This window comes from Clostridium ljungdahlii DSM 13528 (assembly GCF_000143685.1).
In the GTDB taxonomy this organism is placed as follows: Bacteria; Bacillota; Clostridia; order Clostridiales; family Clostridiaceae; genus Clostridium_B; species Clostridium_B ljungdahlii.
The window spans coordinates 1401048-1421672 of sequence record NC_014328.1; the positions used below are offsets into that span (position 1 = coordinate 1401048).

At 32.0% G+C, this 20625-nt stretch carries 21 protein-coding genes; all 21 read left to right on the top strand.

The features are described 5' to 3' along the window. Positions 1 to 168: 168 nt before the first annotated feature. Positions 169 to 876, top strand: coding sequence for a 30S ribosomal protein S2 (gene rpsB, locus CLJU_RS06390; protein WP_013237967.1), 708 nt, complete (start codon positions 169 to 171; stop codon positions 874 to 876). A gap of 250 nt (positions 877 to 1126) precedes the next feature. After that, on the top strand, positions 1127 to 2047 hold the full coding sequence (gene tsf / locus CLJU_RS06395) for a translation elongation factor Ts (protein WP_013237968.1): 921 nt from the start codon (positions 1127 to 1129) through the stop codon (positions 2045 to 2047). 96 nt (positions 2048 to 2143) lie between these two features. Continuing rightward, entirely contained in the window at positions 2144 to 2857 is a 714-nt protein-coding gene (gene pyrH / locus CLJU_RS06400; RefSeq protein WP_013237969.1) for a UMP kinase, read from the top strand. 20 nt (positions 2858 to 2877) lie between these two features. Further along, positions 2878 to 3435, top strand: coding sequence for a ribosome recycling factor (frr, locus tag CLJU_RS06405; protein WP_013237970.1), 558 nt, complete (start codon positions 2878 to 2880; stop codon positions 3433 to 3435). 160 nt (positions 3436 to 3595) lie between these two features. Then, positions 3596 to 4363 carry an isoprenyl transferase gene (locus tag CLJU_RS06410; RefSeq protein WP_013237971.1) on the top strand — a complete coding sequence of 256 codons (768 nt, stop codon included), beginning with the start codon at positions 3596 to 3598 and terminating at the stop codon, positions 4361 to 4363. Positions 4364 to 4436: 73 nt separating this feature from the next. Beyond that, on the top strand, positions 4437 to 5234 hold the full coding sequence (locus CLJU_RS06415) for a phosphatidate cytidylyltransferase (protein ID WP_013237972.1): 798 nt from the start codon (positions 4437 to 4439) through the stop codon (positions 5232 to 5234). Between the two features lie 399 nt (positions 5235 to 5633). Next, positions 5634 to 6791: a 1-deoxy-D-xylulose-5-phosphate reductoisomerase gene (locus CLJU_RS06420; protein ID WP_013237973.1), complete on the top strand. Its 1158-nt coding sequence runs from the start codon at positions 5634 to 5636 to the stop codon at positions 6789 to 6791. A gap of 19 nt (positions 6792 to 6810) precedes the next feature. Then, positions 6811 to 7821 (top strand): RIP metalloprotease RseP, encoded by a 1011-nt coding sequence (gene rseP / locus CLJU_RS06425; RefSeq protein ID WP_013237974.1) that lies wholly within the window; start codon positions 6811 to 6813, stop codon positions 7819 to 7821. A 41-nt stretch (positions 7822 to 7862) separates the two neighbouring features. Then, positions 7863 to 8912: a flavodoxin-dependent (E)-4-hydroxy-3-methylbut-2-enyl-diphosphate synthase gene (ispG, locus tag CLJU_RS06430; protein ID WP_013237975.1), complete on the top strand. Its 1050-nt coding sequence runs from the start codon at positions 7863 to 7865 to the stop codon at positions 8910 to 8912. 264 nt (positions 8913 to 9176) lie between these two features. Next, on the top strand, positions 9177 to 9641 hold the full coding sequence (gene rimP / locus CLJU_RS06435; RefSeq protein WP_013237976.1) for a ribosome maturation factor RimP: 465 nt from the start codon (positions 9177 to 9179) through the stop codon (positions 9639 to 9641). 17 nt (positions 9642 to 9658) lie between these two features. Beyond that, positions 9659 to 10723 (top strand): transcription termination factor NusA, encoded by a 1065-nt coding sequence (gene nusA / locus CLJU_RS06440; RefSeq protein ID WP_013237977.1) that lies wholly within the window; start codon positions 9659 to 9661, stop codon positions 10721 to 10723. Between the two features lie 17 nt (positions 10724 to 10740). After that, positions 10741 to 11010 carry an RNase P modulator RnpM gene (gene rnpM, locus CLJU_RS06445; protein ID WP_013237978.1) on the top strand — a complete coding sequence of 90 codons (270 nt, stop codon included), beginning with the start codon at positions 10741 to 10743 and terminating at the stop codon, positions 11008 to 11010. Further along, on the top strand, positions 11000 to 11317 hold the full coding sequence (locus CLJU_RS06450) for a 50S ribosomal protein L7ae-like protein (protein WP_013237979.1): 318 nt from the start codon (positions 11000 to 11002) through the stop codon (positions 11315 to 11317). Before rnpM ends, CLJU_RS06450 begins: the two co-directional genes overlap by 11 nt. A gap of 17 nt (positions 11318 to 11334) precedes the next feature. Then, on the top strand, positions 11335 to 13437 hold the full coding sequence (gene infB, locus CLJU_RS06455; RefSeq protein ID WP_013237980.1) for a translation initiation factor IF-2: 2103 nt from the start codon (positions 11335 to 11337) through the stop codon (positions 13435 to 13437). An 18-nt stretch (positions 13438 to 13455) separates the two neighbouring features. Beyond that, on the top strand, positions 13456 to 13821 hold the full coding sequence (gene rbfA, locus CLJU_RS06460; RefSeq protein WP_013237981.1) for a 30S ribosome-binding factor RbfA: 366 nt from the start codon (positions 13456 to 13458) through the stop codon (positions 13819 to 13821). Then, positions 13808 to 14770 carry a DHH family phosphoesterase gene (locus CLJU_RS06465; protein ID WP_041705058.1) on the top strand — a complete coding sequence of 321 codons (963 nt, stop codon included), beginning with the start codon at positions 13808 to 13810 and terminating at the stop codon, positions 14768 to 14770. The genes rbfA and CLJU_RS06465 overlap by 14 nt, the downstream gene beginning before the upstream one ends. Continuing rightward, entirely contained in the window at positions 14770 to 15648 is an 879-nt protein-coding gene (truB, locus tag CLJU_RS06470) for a tRNA pseudouridine(55) synthase TruB (protein ID WP_029170050.1), read from the top strand. The genes CLJU_RS06465 and truB overlap by 1 nt, the downstream gene beginning before the upstream one ends. Before the next feature lie 2 nt (positions 15649 to 15650). After that, positions 15651 to 16589 carry a bifunctional riboflavin kinase/FAD synthetase gene (locus CLJU_RS06475; protein ID WP_013237984.1) on the top strand — a complete coding sequence of 313 codons (939 nt, stop codon included), beginning with the start codon at positions 15651 to 15653 and terminating at the stop codon, positions 16587 to 16589. Positions 16590 to 16704: 115 nt separating this feature from the next. After that, the gene (rpsO, locus tag CLJU_RS06480; protein ID WP_013237985.1) at positions 16705 to 16968 is read left to right on the top strand and encodes a 30S ribosomal protein S15; all 264 of its coding nucleotides are present in this window, start codon (positions 16705 to 16707) and stop codon (positions 16966 to 16968) included. Positions 16969 to 17039: 71 nt separating this feature from the next. Continuing rightward, positions 17040 to 19184, top strand: coding sequence for a polyribonucleotide nucleotidyltransferase (locus tag CLJU_RS06485; RefSeq protein WP_041705060.1), 2145 nt, complete (start codon positions 17040 to 17042; stop codon positions 19182 to 19184). Positions 19185 to 19291: 107 nt separating this feature from the next. Beyond that, entirely contained in the window at positions 19292 to 20590 is a 1299-nt protein-coding gene (locus CLJU_RS06490) for a M16 family metallopeptidase (RefSeq protein ID WP_013237987.1), read from the top strand. Positions 20591 to 20625: the final 35 nt, after the last annotated feature.

Here is a 20625-nt window from a genome sequence, read left to right on the forward strand (position 1 = left end):
AGCGATCGGATAAAATAAAAAATACTAATTTTTTGTTGAATACATTTAAGCCTTGTGGTATACTACATAAGGTAATTAATACACACATTATCTAATTCACAAAAAGGTGCCAAAAGGTATTTTGTGAATATGAAGATGATGGAGGAAAAACCTAGGAGGGAAAAATTAATGTCAGTTATTTCAATGAAACAATTATTAGAAGCAGGTGTTCATTTCGGACATCAAACAAGAAGATGGAACCCTAAAATGGCTCCTTATATTTTTACAGAGAGAAATGGAATCTATATAATAGATTTGCAGAAAACAGTAAAAAAGGTAGAAGAAGCTTATAATTTTATAAGGGAAATTGCATCAGAAGGAAAAGATATATTATTTATTGGAACTAAAAAGCAAGCCCAAGAAGCTATTAAAGAAGAAGCAAAAAGAAGCAATATGCATTATGTAAACAACAGATGGCTTGGAGGTATGCTTACAAACTTTGCAACTATAAAGACAAGAATAGCTAAATTAGAAGAGTTAGAGAAAATGGAAGAAGACGGAACATTTGAAGTTCTTCCTAAAAAAGAAGTTATAAAGTTAAATAATGAAAAAGAAAAGTTAGAGAAAAATTTAGGTGGAATAAAGACAATGAATGCTGAAAATGTAGGAGCACTTTTCATTGTTGATCCAAGAAAAGAAAAGAATGCTATATCTGAAGCTAAAATTTTAGGCATTCCAGTAGTAGCTATAGTTGATACAAATTGTGATCCTGACGAAATAGATTATGTTATACCTGGAAATGACGATGCAATAAGAGCTGTAAAATTAATTACATCTAAAGTTGCAGATGCAGTAATGGAAGGAAGACAGGGAGAACAATTAGCTGAAGAAGAATAATATATGAAAATTAGAGAATGTTTATATATAGGTCGAATACAAGTAGGAGAGGAGCTGAAAAACCGTTGATTGGCAATTGCTTAAAAATTATGATTGCCATATAAGTAGGGTGTAATGCATCCGAATTTACGCTCTGGGAGTGTCAGACCAAGAGAAGACAAAACTTCAGACACTGTGAGCAGAGAAGTAAGCTATAAGGTTTTATTGCGTTTTTGGATAATTTATAGCTTTTAGATGACGGAATATAATTATGATAACTGCACAGATGGTAAAAGAACTTAGAGAAAGAACCGGAGCAGGAATGATGAACTGCAAAAAAGCTTTAAATGAAGCAAATGGTGATACTGAAAAAGCCATTGAAATATTAAGAGAAAAGGGTCTATCAGCTGCAGCTAAAAAATCTGGCAGAGTAGCTTCTGAAGGACTAGTTAAAACATACATTTCAGAGGATGGAAAAATTGCTTCAATAGTAGAAGTAAACTGCGAAACAGACTTTGTATCTGTAAATGAAGATTTTGTAGGTTTTGCAGATAATATAGCAAAACAGGCAGCTTTAACAAGTGCAACTACTGTAGAAGAATTAGAAAAAGAAAAATATATAGCAGATGATACTAAGACTGTAAAAGATGCATTAGTAGACTTAATTGCAAAATTAGGTGAAAATATGACACTTAGAAGATTTAAGAAATTTTCTGTTTCAAAGGGCTTAATCGAAAGCTATATTCACGGCGGCGGAAGAATAGGAGTTTTGGTTAAACTTGAATGTGAAAATGAAAGTCCTGTTCTAAAGGAAGTTGCAAAAGATGTAGCTATGCAGGTAGCTGCTGCTAATCCACTATTCTTAGATAAGAATACAGTTGATACTGATGCTTTAGAAAAGGAAAAAGAAATATATAAGGTTCAAGCTTTAAATGAAGGAAAACCAGAAAAAATTGTTGATAAGATAGTTATGGGAAAAGTTCAAAAATATTATAAAGAAAACTGCTTAGTAAATCAAGTATGGGTTAAGGATTCAGATTTTACTATAGATAAATACCTTAAAGATAAATCAAAGGAAGTTGGAGCTGAAATAAAGATTTCTGATTTTGTTAGATTTGAAAAAGGTGAAGGAATAGAGAAGAAAGAAGAAAACTTTGCCGAAGAGGTTCGTAAGCAGATGGAAGGTAAATAGTAACTGAAAAGAGAACACGCCGTGTTCTCTTTTTTTGGGGTATGAACTTTTTAAGTTTTATATTTCATTTTATCATAATTTGGAGGTATAATATAGATGGGTAATCTTAAATACAAAAGGGTAATGCTTAAACTTTCAGGGGAAGCTTTGGCAGGAGAAAAAGGATATGGACTGGATTTTGATGTAGCAAAAAGTATAGCAATTGAAATAAAAGAACTCACATCTATGGGAATATCAGTAGGAGTTGTTGTAGGTGGCGGTAATATCTGGAGAGGAAGAAGCGGAGAGGGTATGGACAGAACCACTGCAGATTATATGGGAATGCTTGCTACATGTATAAATGCTCTGGCACTTCAGGATTCATTGGAAAACTTAGGTGTAAATACTAGAGTTCAGACAGCTATCGAGATGAGAGAAGTAGCAGAACCATTTATAAGAAGAAGGGCAATGAGGCATTTAGAAAAAAATAGAGTAGTTATATTTGCTGCGGGCACTGGAAATCCGTATTTTTCAACAGATACGACTGCAGCTCTTAGGGCAGCAGAAATAGAGGCAGATGTTATACTTTTGGCTAAAAAAGTAGACGGTGTATATGACAAAGATCCTCATAAGTATAAAGACGCTCAAAAATTTGATAAGTTAACTTATATTGAAGTGTTGGATAAAGGACTTCAAGTTATGGATTCTACAGCTACATCACTTTGTATGGATAATGATATACCTATATTAGTATTTGGATTAGATAATCCAGAAAATATAAAAAAGATTGTTCTTGGAGAAAGAATTGGTACACTTGTTTGTAAAGAATAAAAATGAGGAGGTATTTTCTTATGATCAAGGATACTTTAAATAAAGCAGATGGAAAAATGGGTAAGACCATAGATGCTTTAAAAAGTGAATTAGCTTCTATGAAAGCAGGGAGGGCTAGTGCAGCACTACTTGATAGAATAGAGGCAGAATACTATGGTTCAATGACTCCTATAAATCAATTGGGAAACATATCTATTCCAGAACCAAGAGTACTTTGTATACAACCTTGGGATAAAACGGCCTTAAAGGCAATAGAAAAGGCAATATTGAAATCTGACCTAGGTATAAATCCATCCAATGATGGAGAAGTTATCAGATTGGTTATACCTGAACTTACAGAAGAAACTAGGAAAGATATAGTAAAGAATGTAAAGAAAGCAGGAGAAGATTCAAAGGTTGCTGTAAGAGCAATAAGAAGAGAGTGCAATGATAATATTAAAGCTCTTAAAAAAGAAAATGATATTTCTGAAGATGAAATAAAAAAGGCTGAGGCAGATGTTCAGAAAAAAACTGATGACTTTATAAAAAAGATAGATGAAATAATTAAAAAGAAAGAAAATGAAATTATGTCACTATAAAGCAAGCGGTTATTGTATAAAAAATATATTTAGATTTTTAAAACCTGCGCAAATCCGCAGGTTTTTGCTAAATATGCTTTTATCTAATGACTATCCCCTCTAATACTCATACGCACTCTGTTTATTAAAACTAAAACTTTGTATTGAAATGAGGTATACTATGGTAAAATTTTTTAATTTAAATAAAAACGAAGACCAGGACGATAGAGAAGTACATATTGATTTAAACAATATTCCCAAACATATAGCTATTATAATGGATGGAAATGGAAGATGGGCAAAAGAAAGAAATTTACCTAGAACTATGGGACATAGGGCAGCAGTAGAAGCTATAAGAGACATTGTGAAAGAGTGCAGTAAGTTAAATGTGAACTATTTAACATTATACGCTTTTTCTACAGAAAATTGGAAAAGACCTAAAGATGAAGTAAGTGCACTTATGAGGCTTTTAGTTGAATATTTAAAAAAGGAATTGAATGAATTAGATAAAAATAATGTTATCATAAATTGTATTGGAGATATAAGTAAGCTGCCTTTGGCCTGTCAAGAACAATTGATCATATCTTGTGAGAAAACTAAAACAAATACTGGACTTACTTTAAATTTAGCATTAAATTATGGTGGAAGATATGAAATCGTGAGAGCTTTTAAGCTCATGTATGAAGATATAAAATCTAAAAAAATAAATGAAGAAGATATAAATGAGGAAACTGTGTCAAAGTATCTGTATACTAAAGGTATGCCAGACCCTGATATTATAATAAGACCAAGTGGAGAACAGCGTTTAAGCAATTTTCTATTGTGGCAGTGTGCATACTCTGAGTTTTGGTATTCTGATATAAAATGGCCAGATTTTAAAAAGGAACATCTGTATAAAGCTATTTCTGATTATCAAAATAGAGATAGAAGATTTGGAGGATTAAAATAACTGTATATTGGGGATATAAGTTATAATTTTACTTAAAATCCCCATTGATACTTTATTCTATGGAGGTGGAGCTTTGAATAATAGATATTTAGGAGCATTTGCACTCATACCATTTATTTTAATATTATTCTTAGGGGGAATTTATTTAAAATATGGAATTATGATCATTTCTCTTATGGGAATGTATGAATTTTATAAAGTAATAAAACAAAAAAATATAAATTCTATAAATATAGTAGGTTATCTACTTTGCATATCCTACTATATAACCTTAAGAGTAGAGGCAAATTATAAATTTGTATTTTTTGCTATTATAGTGTCAATTTTTATGGCGCTTTGTATTCCAGTTTTAGATGTGGAATATAATTTTTTAGATGTAGCAACTACCTTGTTTGGTTTTCTATATGTGGCAGTATTTTTTAGCACTATAGTTTTAGTAAATAGCAGTAGTTATGGTAACTATTTAGTGTGGATTATAGTTATATCTTCCTGGTGCTGTGATACAGCAGCTTATTATACGGGTAAGTTTTTAGGTAAGAAAAAATTATGTCCTAAGGTGAGTCCTAAAAAGACTGTGGAAGGTTCTATAGGTGGAATAATTGGTAGTGCAGTGGCTTGTGGAATCTTTGGATTTTTTTCAATTCAAAGGGGTGTTCCTATATCATTTTATCATTATATAGTAATGGGAGTAATTTGTGGAGCATTTTGTCAGTTCGGGGATTTAGCAGCTTCTTCTATAAAGAGATATGTTGGAGTAAAGGACTATAGCAACCTTATACCAGGTCATGGTGGGATCTTAGATAGATTTGACAGCATACTTTTTTCAGGAGTTATAGTTTATTATTATCTAACCTTTGTAGCTGTAATTTAAGTAGCGAACCCAAATCTCTGATTTGGTGTGAGTCACTTACTCATTCGACCCAAGGGAGAAGGAGTTACATAAATTAGAACCCAAATCCTAACAAGTTAAGAATTAATAATGAAAAGTTAATAGTGAAGGATGATTTTTAGCTATCGCAAAAAATCTACATTAACTATTAATTAAAAAAATTTTACATGTGCGAAAGTTGAGTTAATAATAGAGAAATATATTCTATAAAAAGGATATGTTTCTCTATTATTTTATTTCATGTATTAGCTGTGAGTTTAATATAGATCATGTGCGTATTTATTTTATAGCATAAATATGGTATAGTTAATCATGTTAAAAATCTTAAAAATCTTATTTAATGTGTTATAAGGACTAGAGGAAAATGAGGAGTTGTTATGAATGAAGAGAATTTCAATAATTGGAGCCACAGGTTCTATAGGAACCCAAACTCTTGATGTACTTAGAAAACAAAAAGGAGATTTTCAGCTTATAGGTGTATCTGCAAATAGTAGTGTAGATAAACTTTTACATATAATAGATGAATTTAACCCCAAATATGCGGTGCTAACCGAAAAAGAATCATATTTAAAGATAAAAGATATTTTTAGTAATAAAAAATCAAATACAAAAATATTATTTGGAGTAGATGGATTAAATACTATAGCTAGTCTTCCTGAAGTTGATATGGTTGTAACATCTGTAGTTGGAATGATAGGTCTTGTACCAACTATAAAAGCAATTAAAGCGAAGAAAGACATAGCTTTAGCTAATAAGGAGACATTAGTTGTAGGAGGAGAACTGGTTACAAAATTATCGAAAGAAAATAATATAAAAATATTTCCTGTAGATTCAGAGCATAGTGCTGTTTTTCAATGCCTTCAGGGAAATAATTTTGACGAAGTTGCTAATTTGATTTTAACCGCTTCAGGTGGACCATTTAGGGGAAAAACAAAAGATCAACTCTCAAAAGTAACTGTAAAAGAGGCGTTGAATCATCCAAATTGGAGTATGGGAAAAAAGCTCACAATAGATTCTGCTACTCTTATGAATAAGGGACTTGAAGTTATAGAAGCTCACTTCTTATTTAACTTACCTTATGAAAATATAAAGGTTGTAGTTCATCCACAAAGTATAGTACATTCTATGGTGGAATATAGGGATGGAAGTGTTATGGCACAGCTTGCCACTGCAGATATGAGGTTACCTATACAATATGCACTGAATTATCCGAAAAGAAAGGAAGCTGTAATAGATAAATTGGACTTCTATAGCGTAGGAAATTTAAGTTTTGAAAAGCCTGATACAGATACATTCAGACCACTTAAATTAGCTTATGAAGCAGGGAGGATAGGAGGCACAATGCCAGCTATACTAAATTGTGCAAATGAGGAAGCAGTAAGTTTATTCCTTGCTAATAAAATAAATTTTTTGGATATAGGCAACATATTAGAAGAGTGTATGAATAAATTTACTTCACAAAGTACGTATACTCTGGATGATTTACTTGACCTAGAAATAAAAGTTAAGAAATATGTAAAAGATAAATTTATCAAATAAGAATTGGGAGGAATACCATTTGTATATAATAGCAGCGATAATAGCCTTTGGCGTATTGATTATAATTCATGAACTGGGACATTTTACTATGGCGAAATTAAATGGAGTAAAAGTAGAAGAATTTTCTATAGGAATGGGTCCTAAGCTCTTTGGAATAAAGGGCAAGGAAACGGAATATCATATAAGGCTTCTTCCTATTGGTGGTTATGTAAAGATGCTGGGTGATGAGGGTGAAAGTGATGACCCTAGGGCATTTAATAATAAAAGTCCTCTTAGAAAACTTAGTGTAGTAACAGCTGGACCCATAATGAATTTTGTACTTGGAGTTATACTATTTGCAATAATAGCTTCTGCGAGGGGGTATCTGTCTCCTATAGTGAGTAAAGTAATGCCAAATCAACCTGCAGCTTTAGCGGGTATAAAGCTAGGAGATAAAATAACTAGGGTAAATAATTCAAAGATATCTACCTGGGAAGACTTTGTAACAGAAGTTTATACTGCAGGAGGAAATCCAATTAATATAACTTATGAACGTAATGGAAACACAAATCAGGTAAGAGTTATTCCAATAAAAGATAAAAAAGAAAATAGGTATGTTGTAGGTATTGAATCAACTCAAGTCACTAAGCCTACTTTGGGGCAGTCAGTATCCTATGGGTTTATAGAAACTAAATCCCTAATCAAGCAGACATTTAGTTTTTTTAAAACACTATTTAGAGGAAAAGCATCTATGAATGATGTAGGGGGACCTGTTACTATAATAAAAATATCAGGTGCAGCAGCAAAAGCAGGAATATTGAGTTTGATGGCATTTTCAGCTTATATAAGTATACAGCTTGCTATATTTAACATAATACCTTTTCCAGCTTTGGATGGAGGATATATATTTTTATTTTTGTTTGAAATAATAACAGGTAAAAAAGTAGATGAAAATAAGGTTGGAACGATAAATTATGTTGGATTTGCAATACTTATGGCACTTATGGTACTAGTTACCGTAAAGGATATATTCTATCCTATAAAATTTTAAGAAATGCTTAATTGTGAATTGAATAAATTGGTGGTGAAATTTTGAATAGAGTAAAAAAGAAAACAGTAAAGGTAGGCAATATATTTTTAGGTGGAGATTTTCCAGTAGCCGTACAATCTATGACAAATACGGATACTAGGGATGTAGAAGCCACTACAGCTCAGATATTTCAGCTAAAAGAAGCAGGTTGTGATATCGTCAGATGTGCGGTGCCTGATGATATAGCTTGCAATTCCATGAAAAAAATCATAGAAAGAGTAGATATTCCACTTGTAGCAGATATACATTTTGATTATAAGTTGGCGCTTAAATCTATAGAAAATGGGATATCTGCACTTAGAATAAATCCTGGAAATATTGGAAGCATAGAAAGAGTACGAGAAGTGGCAAGAGCAGCAAAAGAAGCTAATATTCCAATTAGAATAGGGGTAAACTCTGGATCATTAAAAAAGGATATTTTAAATAAATATGGTAGAGTTTGTTCGGATGCACTAGTAGATAGTGCTCTAGAACATGTAAAAATTTTCGAAAACGTAGGATTTTATGATATAGTCATATCCATAAAATCTTCAAATGTAAATCAAATGATAGAAAGTTATAGAAAAATATCTCAAATTGTAAATTATCCACTTCACCTTGGAGTAACAGAAGCAGGAACTATTTGGCGAGGAACTATAAAATCAAGCATAGGCATAGGTACTCTTTTGATGGAAGGTATAGGAGACACTATAAGAGTATCCCTTACAGGAAATCCAGTGGAAGAAGTAAGAGTGGGAAAAGAAATATTAAAATCCTGTGGAATTATAAAAGAAGGTGTGGAATTTATATCATGTCCCACCTGTGGTAGAACTGAAATTGATTTAATTAAAATAGCTGAGCAAGTGGAAAAAAGACTTTTAAATATGCATAAAAACATAAAGGTTGCTGTTATGGGATGTGTAGTAAATGGACCAGGTGAGGCTCGGGAAGCAGATATTGGTATAGCAGGTGGCAAAGGTGAAGGCATTATATTTAAAAAAGGAAAAATAGTAAAAAAAGTAAGTGAGGAAAATTTAGTAAAATCACTTATAGAAGAGATAAAAAACATTTGATTTTTACATGATTAATTCAAATTATTTACATTTAGGGTAACCTTGTGAATAATTTTTCTTGAAATAAAAATTACAGTGTGTTAAAATATAAATGGTAAATCTACAGAAGTTTATTTAGAATGTAGGAGTGGGTTTTAACCCGCTCTTTCTATTTGTGAAAAACGCAGCGAAAGTTGCGTTTTTAAATTTAATTAGCTATTTAACATTTTTTTTAGCAAGATTGTATAACATAAACGTATAACCTGTAAATGGAGGAGGATTTAAATGACAAAAAATACTTTTATGGAAAGAATGTCAGCATTAATACAACCTATAGTTAATAATTTAAATTATGAATTATACTATTTAGAGTTTAAAAAAGAAGGTAACAATAATTATTTAAGAATATACATAGATAAAAAAGAAGGAAACATATCATTAGAAGATTGTGAAAGTGTAAGTAGAGCAGTCAGTGATATGTTGGATAAAGAAGATCCTATAAAAGATCCTTATTACCTAGAAGTTTCATCACCAGGTGTAGAGAGAAAGCTATATACGGAAGAACACTTAAAAAGATACATTGGATATAGCGTACAGGTTAATATATCAGGACTTTTAAAAGGAAAGAAAAAATATGAGGGGGAACTTCTAGATTTTAATTCAAATGAATTGAAGATAAAATGTGAAGAAGAAGATATCGCTATTCCAAGGGACAAAATTTTAAACGTAAATTTAAAAGGTGATTTTTAGGGGAGGTATATTTTAAAATGAATCAGGAGTTTATAGAGGCCTTAAAAGAAATAGTTAAGGAAAAGGGAATAAGTGAGGATTTACTATTTACTACCATAGAGGATGCATTAGTAGCTGCGTATAAAAAGAATTATATGGGGCATGGAGCAGGTAGCCAAAATGTTAAGGTTACTATGAATAGAGAAAATGGAGAAATTCATGTGTATTCACAAAAAAATGTAGTAGAGGAAGTTTGTGATAAATTTGGTGAGATAAGTGTAGAAGATGCTAAAAGCATGGATTCAAGTTATGAGGTAGGTGATATAGCAAACATAGAAGTTACACCTAGAAAATTTGGAAGGGTAGCTGCACAGGCTGCAAAACAAGTAGTTATACAGAGGATAAAAGAAGAAGAAAGAAGAATTATATACAGTGATTTTGCGGAAAAGGAAGACGATATAATAACAGGTACAGTCATAAGAAAAGATAAAAATAATGTACTTATAGATTTAGGAAAGACAGAAGCAGTACTTGGACCAAATGAGCAGATACCGGGAGAAAAGTATAACTTCAATGACAAACTCAAATTATATATTATTGAAGTAAAGAATACTACAAAGGGAGCTCAAATTGTAATATCGAGGACTCATCCTGGACTTATAAAGAGATTGTTTGAACTAGAAGTACCTGAGATATTTGATGGAACGGTTGATATAAAGTCCATAGCAAGGGAAGCTGGTTCTAGAACAAAAATTGCAGTACACTCTAACGATGAAAATGTAGATCCTATGGGAGCTTGTGTAGGACCTAAAGGAGTAAGGGTTCAAAATATAGTAAACGAGCTAAAAAATGAAAAGATAGATATAATAAAGTGGAGCAAACTTCCAGAAGAGTATATAGCTAATTCACTAAGTCCTGCCAAGGTATTGGATGTGGATTTAAATGAAGACATTAAATTTGCACAAATTGTAGTAGATGACAATCAGTTATCTCTGGCTATAGGTAAAGAAGGTCAAAATGTAAGATTGGCAGCAAAGCTTACAGGATGGAAAATAGACATAAAGAGCAAATCACAGGTTGAGACGCAAAATGAAGAAAATTAATTAAGGTGGTGTTTAGAATGAAGCAAAAAAAAGTACCACAGAGAATGTGTACAGGATGCATGGAAATGAAACCAAAAAAAGAACTCATACGAATAGTAAAAAGCAAAGAGGGAGAAGTTTCTGTAGACCCTACAGGAAAGAAAAATGGTAGGGGAGCTTATGTATGCAAAAATGTGGAATGTTTGGAGAAAGCTTTTAAGAACAAAAGGCTCCAGAAAAATCTTGAAATTCAGATAGACGAAACCTTATACCAAAGTTTAAAGGAACAGATAGAAAATGGTAGATAAATTTCTTCAGTTTATGGGATTAATAAAGCGTGCAGGAAAACTTTTAGAGGGATATAATAAATGTGAAGAAGCAATCAGGAGGAATAGAGTGCATTTTGTGATAATGTCTCAAGATGTTTCTAAAAATACATGGGAAAAATTTTTAAACTACAATAATAAATATAAAGTACCAGTTGTAAAGACAATATATACTGGAGAAGAAATTGGAAATGCAATTGGATCAAGTGAAATAAAAGTTGTAGGGGTTACAGATAAAAACATGGGTAAGGCACTAATGAATTTATTGAAGAAAAATGAGAAACTTTAGTTTCGGGGGTGTATAATTTGTCAAAAATAAGAATATATGAATTAGCCAAAGAATTGAATATATCCAGTAAAACATTAATATCCATACTTCTAGATGAGTTTGGAGTAAAAGTGAAAAACCATATGAGTGTAATAGAAGAGGAAGATGCAGAACTAATTAAAGAGTTCATAGAAGAAAATGAAAGCAGCGAAGACGGAGAAGAGAGCATAGAGGATAAATACAAAAATTTAGTGCAGGAGAATTCTCCAAAAGTTAAAAAGAAAACCATAAGTGTTAAAAATAATACTAAGAGTAAAAGCACTCAAGGAAAGAAAGAATCAAAGGACGGAGAGTTACAAGAAACTGAAAGAGCTGAAATAGAAATGGAAGATACTATAACTGTAAAAGAGTTTTCTGAAAAAATAGGTAAGCCATCTACAGAAGTTATTAAACAACTTATATTTATGGGAGTAATGGCAGCTATAAATCAAGAAATAGACTTTAATACAGCTGAAAAACTAGGAGAAAAGTTTGATGTAACTGTACTTCGAAAAGAAGAAGACATTAATAAGGAAGCGGTAGAACAAGAAGTAGAACAGGAAGATGCTGAGGATGATGATCCTAATTCAGAAAAAAGACCGCCAGTTATAACTGTTATGGGACACGTTGACCATGGTAAGACTTCTCTTTTAGATGCCATAAGGAAATCAAAGGTAACTGAGACGGAAGCTGGAGGTATAACCCAGCACATAGGTGCTTATACTGTTAATATAAATGGAGAAAAGATAACCTTCTTAGATACCCCTGGACATGAAGCTTTTACTGCCATGAGAGCAAGAGGAGCTCAAATTACAGATATAGTTATTTTAGTTGTAGCTGCGGATGATGGAATAATGCCGCAAACTGCAGAAGCAATAAATCACTGTAAAGCTGCAAATGTACCTATAGTAGTAGCTATAAATAAAATAGATAGACCAGGAGCCAATGTAGATAAAGTTAAACAGGAACTGTCAGATTATGGATTAATATCAGAGGACTGGGGTGGAGATACTATATGTGTACCAGTGTCTGCTCATACTAAAGAAGGTATTGATAGTTTACTTGAAATGGTACTTTTAACTGCTGAAATGCAGGAAATTAAGGCAAATCCTCATAGAAATGCAAAGGGAACAGTAATAGAAGCAAAATTGGATAAAGGAAGAGGAGCAGTTGCTACACTTCTTGTCCAAAATGGAACTCTTCATGTTGGGGATTCTATAATAGTCGGAAGTACTTATGGTAGAATTAGAGCTATGTTTGATGATAAGGGAAAGAAAATTAAAGTTGCAGGACCATCAATACCAGTAGAGATACTTGGATTGTCAGAAGTGCCTGCAGCAGGAGATAGATTCCATCAAGTTAAAGATGAAAAGACTGCAAGGGATATAGCAGCAAAGAGAAAACAAAAGGTAAGAGAGGAATATCTACAGTCCGCTCATAAAGTTTCTCTGGAAGATCTTTATAATCAAATAAAAGAGGGAAAAGTAAAGGAACTTAACATAATAGTTAAGGCAGACGTACAGGGATCTATAGAAGCATTAAAACAATCTCTTCAAAAATTATCAAATGAAGAAGTTAAGGTAAGGGTACTTCATGGAGCAGTTGGTGCTATAACAGAAACAGATGTCACATTAGCATCTGCATCAAATGCTATAATAATAGGATTTAATGTTAGACCTGATAGTAATGCTCAGGCAGCAGCAGAAAAAGAATCAGTTGATATAAAAACTTATAGAGTTATATATAATGCAATAGAAGATATAAAGGCTGCTATGGTTGGTATGCTTGAACCTGATTATAAAGAAGTTGTGCTCGGAAAAGCTCAAATCAGGCAGACTTATAAAATATCTAATGTAGGAACAATTGCAGGATGTTATGTACAGGAAGGAAAAATAGTTAGAAACTCCCAGGTAAGGATAATAAGAGATGGTATAGTTATATTTGAATCTGAGCTTGCTTCCCTAAAGAGATTTAAAGATGATGTAAAGGAAGTAGCAGAAGGATATGAATGCGGACTTTCTATTGATAAGTTCAATGACATAAAAGATGGAGACATAGTTGAGGCCTATACCATGGAGGAAATTAAGAAAAAAGAGTTATAAATAGTGAGGTGGTAGTTTATGACTAACTACAGAAGTGGAAGAATAAATGAAGAAATGAAAAAGGAAATAAGCAATATAATTAGAAGTGATATCAAGGATCCTAGAGTTACTGCTATGGTAAGTGTTACTAAGGTTGATGTTACAAAAGATCAAAAATATGCAAAAGTATATGTGAGCGTTTATGGTGAAGGCAAATCAAAGGAAGATACTTTTGAGGCACTTAGAAATTCAGCAGGTTTTATAAGGAGAGAAGTTGGGCATAGAGTAAAACTTAGAAATACTCCAGAAATAATTATAGAACAGGACAATACTATAGAATATGGCATGCATATAGATAAAATTCTCCAAGAGATAAAGGAGAATAAGAAAAATGATAATGAATGATATTATAAGTGAGATAAGAAGAAGTAATAAAATTGCAATTACTTTTCATTCTTCTCCAGATGGTGATTCTATAGGAAGTTCTTTAGCCCTATTTCAAGGCATGAGAAAATTGGGAAAGGAAGTTGAAATACTCTCAAAGGAAAAAATTCCGGAGAGTTTCAGCTTTTTACCCTGTAGTGAAAATATAAATGGCAAAAAGTTTGAGGTGGACCCTGAAGTAGAATGTGTTATAGTGCTTGATTGCGGAGATGTAAAAAGAATAAATGCAGATTTGAAATTTGAGCAAGGAAGCTATACTGTAATAAATATAGACCACCATCTAACAAATGAGTTATATGGAAATTTAAATTATGTGGATACTAATGCAGCTGCTGTATCTGAAATAGTATATCAGTTATTAAAACTTATGGATGTTGAACTGGATAAAAATATAGCTCAGTGTCTTTACACTTCAATAATAACAGACAGCGGATCCTTTAGATATCCCTCAACTACTTGTGTAACCCATACTATAGCAGGAGATTTGATAAATACAGGTATTGATTTTAGTGAAATTCACAGGATAATTTTCGAAAACAAGAAGTTTAATAGAATAAAACTTTATGGAAAAGCAATTGAGAGTATGGAGCTTATAGGAGACAGTATCTGTGTAATAAGTATCACTAAAGATATGCTATCTGGGGTTGGCATAGAAAGAGATACAGACACTTCAGATATTGTAAATATAGGCATGAAGGTGAATACTGTAGAAGTTGGAATTTTGTTAAAGGAAGTAGAAGATAAGATAAAAGTAAGTTTGAGGTCTAAATCAAAGGTAGATGTAAGAAAGATAGCAGAAAAATTCAATGGCGGAGGACATGTAAGAGCAAGTGGTCTTGCAGTTAGTGATAAATCTATAGATGAAGTAAAAGATATGATATTAAAAGAGGTTGAGAAAGAACTGATATGATTGATGGAATTTTAAACATAAATAAACCTGTTGGAATGACTTCCTTTGATGTAGTTAAGAAAATTAGATCAATATCAGGTAATAAAAAAGTTGGCCACACAGGTACTCTTGACCCTATTGCATCAGGAGTACTTCCTATTTGTATAGGTGGTGCCACAAAATTTGCAGATTATATAATGAAAAGCCATAAAATTTATCTAGCTGAGTTGAAGCTTGGAGTTAATACGGATACCTATGATAGGGAAGGAACTATAGTAGGTACTTCAGAAGTTAAGCTTGATGAAAAAAGTGTAAGAGATACAATTTTAAGTTTTCAGGGGGAAATAGAACAACTTCCACCTATGTATTCAGCAATTAAGATTAATGGAAAAAAGCTTTATGATTTAGCAAGACAAGGTATAGAAATAGAGAGAAATAAAAGAAAAATCAACATATATTCTATAGAAATTATTAATATAGAATTACCTTATGTAGTGTTTCAAGTTAAGTGTTCTAAAGGAACTTATATAAGAAGTTTATGCCATGATATTGGCGAAAAATTAAATTGTGGTGGCATAATGTGGAACCTAAAGAGAATGGCTACGGGAAATTTTAATATTTCAAATTCTATTTTACTAGAGGACCTGCAGAAAGATATCATATCAAAATACATTATTCCAGTAGATAAAGCACTAGAAGAATATCCTAAGGTTATAGTTCAGGATAAATATTTAAAACACGTTTTAAATGGTATCACAATAAAAGACAAAGAGTTTATAGATAAAATTCAAGAAGGTAAAATCTATAGGGTATATATACATGAAAATAAATTTATAGGTATTGGAAGTAGGGGAACTTTTGGATTTAAGATGGTAAAATTATTCGTTAGAGGTAACTAGTTATGATAATAATGGAAGATAATTTTAAAAAACATTTTACGAAAAGTACATATATTGCTTTAGGAAGCTTTGACGGACTTCATTTAGGACATATAAACCTTATAAATAAAACTGTTAAACTTGCAAGAAATAACAAGGCAAACAGCATGGTGTTTACCTTTAAAAATCATCCACTTTCTATAATAAACCCTGAGGTATCTCCTAAAATTTTAATGAATAATGAATCGAAAATAAATGTATTGAAAGATGCTGGTTTAGACATAATAAATATGGCTAACTTTAATGAAGAATTTATGAAAATATGTCCTGAGGATTTTGTTATTCATCTTTTAAACAATTATAGAGCTAAAGGACTCATAGTTGGTTTTAACTATAGATTTGGGTATAAGAACTTGGGGGATGTAAGTTTACTCAAAAAAATGAGCAAGATACATAAGTTTTCTTTAAATGTTATAGATTCAGTAAAATATAAAGGACAGGTAGTTAGTAGTTCGATAATAAGAACTATTATATCCGATGAAGGGGATATAAAAAAAGCGAATAAACTTTTGACAAGACCTTTTATGCTGCAGGGCGAGGTAATACACGGTAAACAACTAGGAAGAAAATTGGGATTTCCAACTGTAAACCTTGACTATGATAAGAGGTTTGTTATACCTAAAGGTGGTGTATATTACACTATAGTTGAATGCAATAATGATTTGTTTAAAGGTATAACAAATGTAGGTTATAATCCGACTACCTGTGACAATAAGCTGAGCATTGAAACACATATACTTAATTTTAATGAAAACATGTATGATAAGAATATAAAGATATATTTTATTGAGAGAATTAGGGATGAATCAAAATTTGGCAGTTTAACAGAACTGGCAGATCAGTTAAAAAAAGATAAGATGTATGCAAGTAAGAAAAGAATAGAAATTAATTTAAAAAATTAATTTACAATAACGACTTTATTTGCTATAATTACAATCGTGATCCGTATGCTAAGAATTCCGAATTGCCGACGACATTCTTGGAATATAGGGGATTAACAATTGGAGGTGTAACAAAATGGAAAAGGCATTAAAAGAAGAAATAATGAAGAAATATGCAAGACATGAAGGAGACACAGGCTCACCAGAAGTTCAGATAGCATTACTTACTGAGAGAATTAATCATTTAAATGATCATTTAAAGATCCATAAGAAAGATCATCACTCAAGAAGAGGTCTTTTAATGATGGTTGGTAAGAGAAGAGGTCTTCTTAACTATTTAATTAAGCAAGATATTGAAAGATACCGTGCTATTATTAAAGCGTTGAATTTAAGGAAATAATCTTTAGAGCGGCTGTAACCGCTCTATTATTTTAACAAAATTGTAACCTATTGAGAGGAGGTATGTTTTTTATGAGTGAAATAATTCAAACTACTGTTGCTGGAAGAACTTTGAAAGTTGATTATGGTAAAATAGGAAAACTTTCTAATTGTGCTTTTTTTATAAGTTATGGCGATACGGTAGTTTTAATCAATGCTAATGCTTCAGATAAACCTAGAGAAGGAGTGGACTTTTTTCCTTTAAGCATAGAATATGAGGAAAGGTTGTATTCTGTTGGAAAAATACCTGGAGGTTTTATAAAGAGGGAAGGAAAGCCTTCTGAAAAGGCTATATTACATGCCAGGGCAATAGATAGACCTCTTAGACCACTGTTTCCGAAAGGATACAGAAATGATGTTCAAGTCGTTTGTACGGTAGTATCTGTAGATCAAGATAATGCGCCAGATATATTAGCTATAAATGGAGCATCACTGGCTCTTTGTATGTCAAGCATTCCTTTTACTACTCCAGTAGGAGCAGTATCTGTAGGACTTGTAGATGGTAAGTTCGTAATAAATCCTGGCTTAGAGGAAAGAAGTAAAAGCAGTTTAAATCTCACAGTATGTGCTACGGATGAAAGAGTTATGATGGTAGAGGCTGGTGGAGATGAAATACCAGAAGATACCATGTATGATGCTATAATGTTTGGATTTGAAGAATGTAAGAAGATAGTTGCATTTCAAAAAGAAACTATGAATAAATATGGAAAGCAAAAGGAAGAACCAGAACTCTATAAAGTAGAGGAATCCATAGAAGAAGAAGTTAGAAAATTTGCATTTCAAAAAATAAAAGATGCCATGTACATAATGGATAGAGACGAGAGAAATGCAGCTTTAGAAGATGTGGATAAAGAATTAAATGAGCAATTTTCAGAGAAGTATCCAGATAATGGACCAGATATAGCAGAGGTAGTATATAAGATTAAGAAAGAAATAGTAAGAAATATGATGTTAAACGAACACAGGAGAGTTGATGGAAGGGCTTTTGATGAAATAAGGCCAATAAGTTGTGAGGTTGGTATTCTTCCAAGAACTCATGGAACTGGATTGTTTACAAGAGGATTGACCCAGGTAATGACTGTTGCCACCCTTGGTTCTTTAGGTGATGTACAAATACTTGATGGAGTAGGTTCTGAAGAATCAAAGAGATATATACATCATTATAATTTCCCATCGTACAGTACAGGCGAGACTAGACCTTTAAGAGGACCTGGAAGAAGAGAAATAGGACACGGTGCGTTAGCTGAGAAAGCTTTAGAACCACTTATACCAAGTGAAGATCAATTCCCATATACTATAAGACTTGTATCAGAGGTATTGAGTTCTAATGGATCTACTTCCCAGGCAAGTATATGTGGAAGTACACTAGCACTTTTAGATGCAGGAGTTCCTATAAAGAGACCAGCAGCTGGAATAGCCATGGGACTTATAACTAGTGAAGATTTGTCTAAGGAAGAAATAGTTACTGACATACAAGGAATTGAGGATTTCTTTGGAGACATGGATTTTAAAGTTGGTGGAACAGAAAAAGGTATTACTGCCATTCAATTTGATACAAAGATTCATGGATTATCTGAAAACTGTATAAGAGAAACTCTTAATAGAGCAAGGACAGCTAGGTTATTTATATTGGATAAAATTCACAAGTGTATTCCAGAAGCTAGAGAAGAATTATCAGAGTATGCCCCAAAGACATATACAATGTCCATACCTCCAGATAAAATAAGAGATGTAATAGGAGCTGGCGGAAAAGTTATCAATAAGATAATAGCAGAAACTGGTGTAAAGATAGACATAAAGGAAGATGGAAAAATATTTGTAATGTCAGAGGACAGTAGTAGTGCTAAGAAAGCATTAAAGATTATAGAGGATCTTACTAGAGAAGTAAAAGCAGGAGAAATATACTTAGGTAAAGTTACTAAAACAACTAATTTTGGTGCTTTTGTAGAAATACTTCCAGGAAAAGAAGGATTAGTACACATATCGAAGTTAGACTTTACAAGAGTTAATAAGGTAGAAGATATAGTTTCAGTAGGAGATAAGATATTAGTAAAGGTAACAGATATAGATAATCAGGGTAGAATAAATCTCTCCAGAAAAGATGCAATAAAAGATTCTGAGGAAAATAGCACTAAAGAAAATAATTCCAAAGAAAGCAACTTAAAGCAAAATAAGTAATAAATAGAAGGGCTTATATGCCTTTTTATTTTTTAAAGATGAAAGGGGTGAAAAACTCTTGCAGTATAGTGTGTAGGGTTAATATCACTATAGGGCAGTAAAAGCCAATGTATAATCTGTTTCAATTGGATAATGGACTTAAAGTAATTGTAGAGAATATAGATTATGTAAATTCTATAAGTGTAGGTCTATGGGTGAAAAATGGATCTAGAAATGAAAATGAAAAAAATAATGGCATCTCCCACTTTATAGAACATATGTTTTTTAAAGGAACATCAAATAGAACATCTCTTGAAATAGCTGAATGCATAGAAGATGTAGGAGGACAGATAAACGCTTTTACGGGTAAGGAAGCTACATGCTTTTATGTAAAAGCATTGGATTCACATTTCGAACTGGCAATAGATGTTATATCAGATATGTTATTTAACAGCAAATTTTCCAATGAAGATATAGAAAAGGAAAAAGGAGTTATAATTGAAGAGATAAACATGAATGATGATTCTCCAGAAGATGTACTGTCGGACCTACATAGCAAAGCTATGTGGGGAGATGATTCGATATCATTACCAATACTCGGAAATGCTGATACTGTAAAATCTTTTACAAGAGAAGAGCTGCTAGAATATATAAGATCTCATTATACACCTGAAAATTCTGTAGTGTCCATAGCAGGCAAAATTGACATGAATACAGTTGAAAAACTGATGGAAAAGTATTTTGGGAAATGGAATTCCAATGGAAAGAGTTTAATTAATTATTCTAGCCCCCAATTTTTAAAAAATCATCTTTTTAAAAGAAAAAGTATAGAACAGCTACACATAAGTCTTGGTGTACCTGGAGTTGAAAGCGGTAATGATGATATTTATGCACTTTTGCTTTTAAATAATGTGTATGGAGGAGGGACTTCTTCCATACTATTTCAAAAAATAAGAGAGGAAATGGGAATTTGTTATTCAATTTATTCTTATCCAGCTTCTTTTAATAACATAGGAGTAGTTAATATTTATACTGGATTAAATGTAAAATATTCTTATGATGTAATATGCAGGATAAAAGACGAACTCCAAAAATTTGTAAAAGAAGGCATAGACTCTAACAGATTGAAAAAAGCAAAGGAACAATTAAAAGGAAATTATGTATTAGGGCTTGAAAGTATGAGCAGCAAAATGTTTAATAATGGAAAGTCAGTCTTGCTTTTAAATAAGTTGAGTACTCCATCAGATATAATAGATAAAATAAATAAAATAGATCAAGACACTATTAAAAGGGTTATGAAAAATACTTTTTGTAAGGGAATAGTAAATTCTGCTTTTGTAGGAGAAAAAGTAGATATACATCTTATGGAAAATTTATTAGAGAAAGATACAGACTTATTTCCAAAATCGGAAGACACTTTATTGTAAAGCGTTTAATTATTAAAAAATTAGTTGGTAATAAA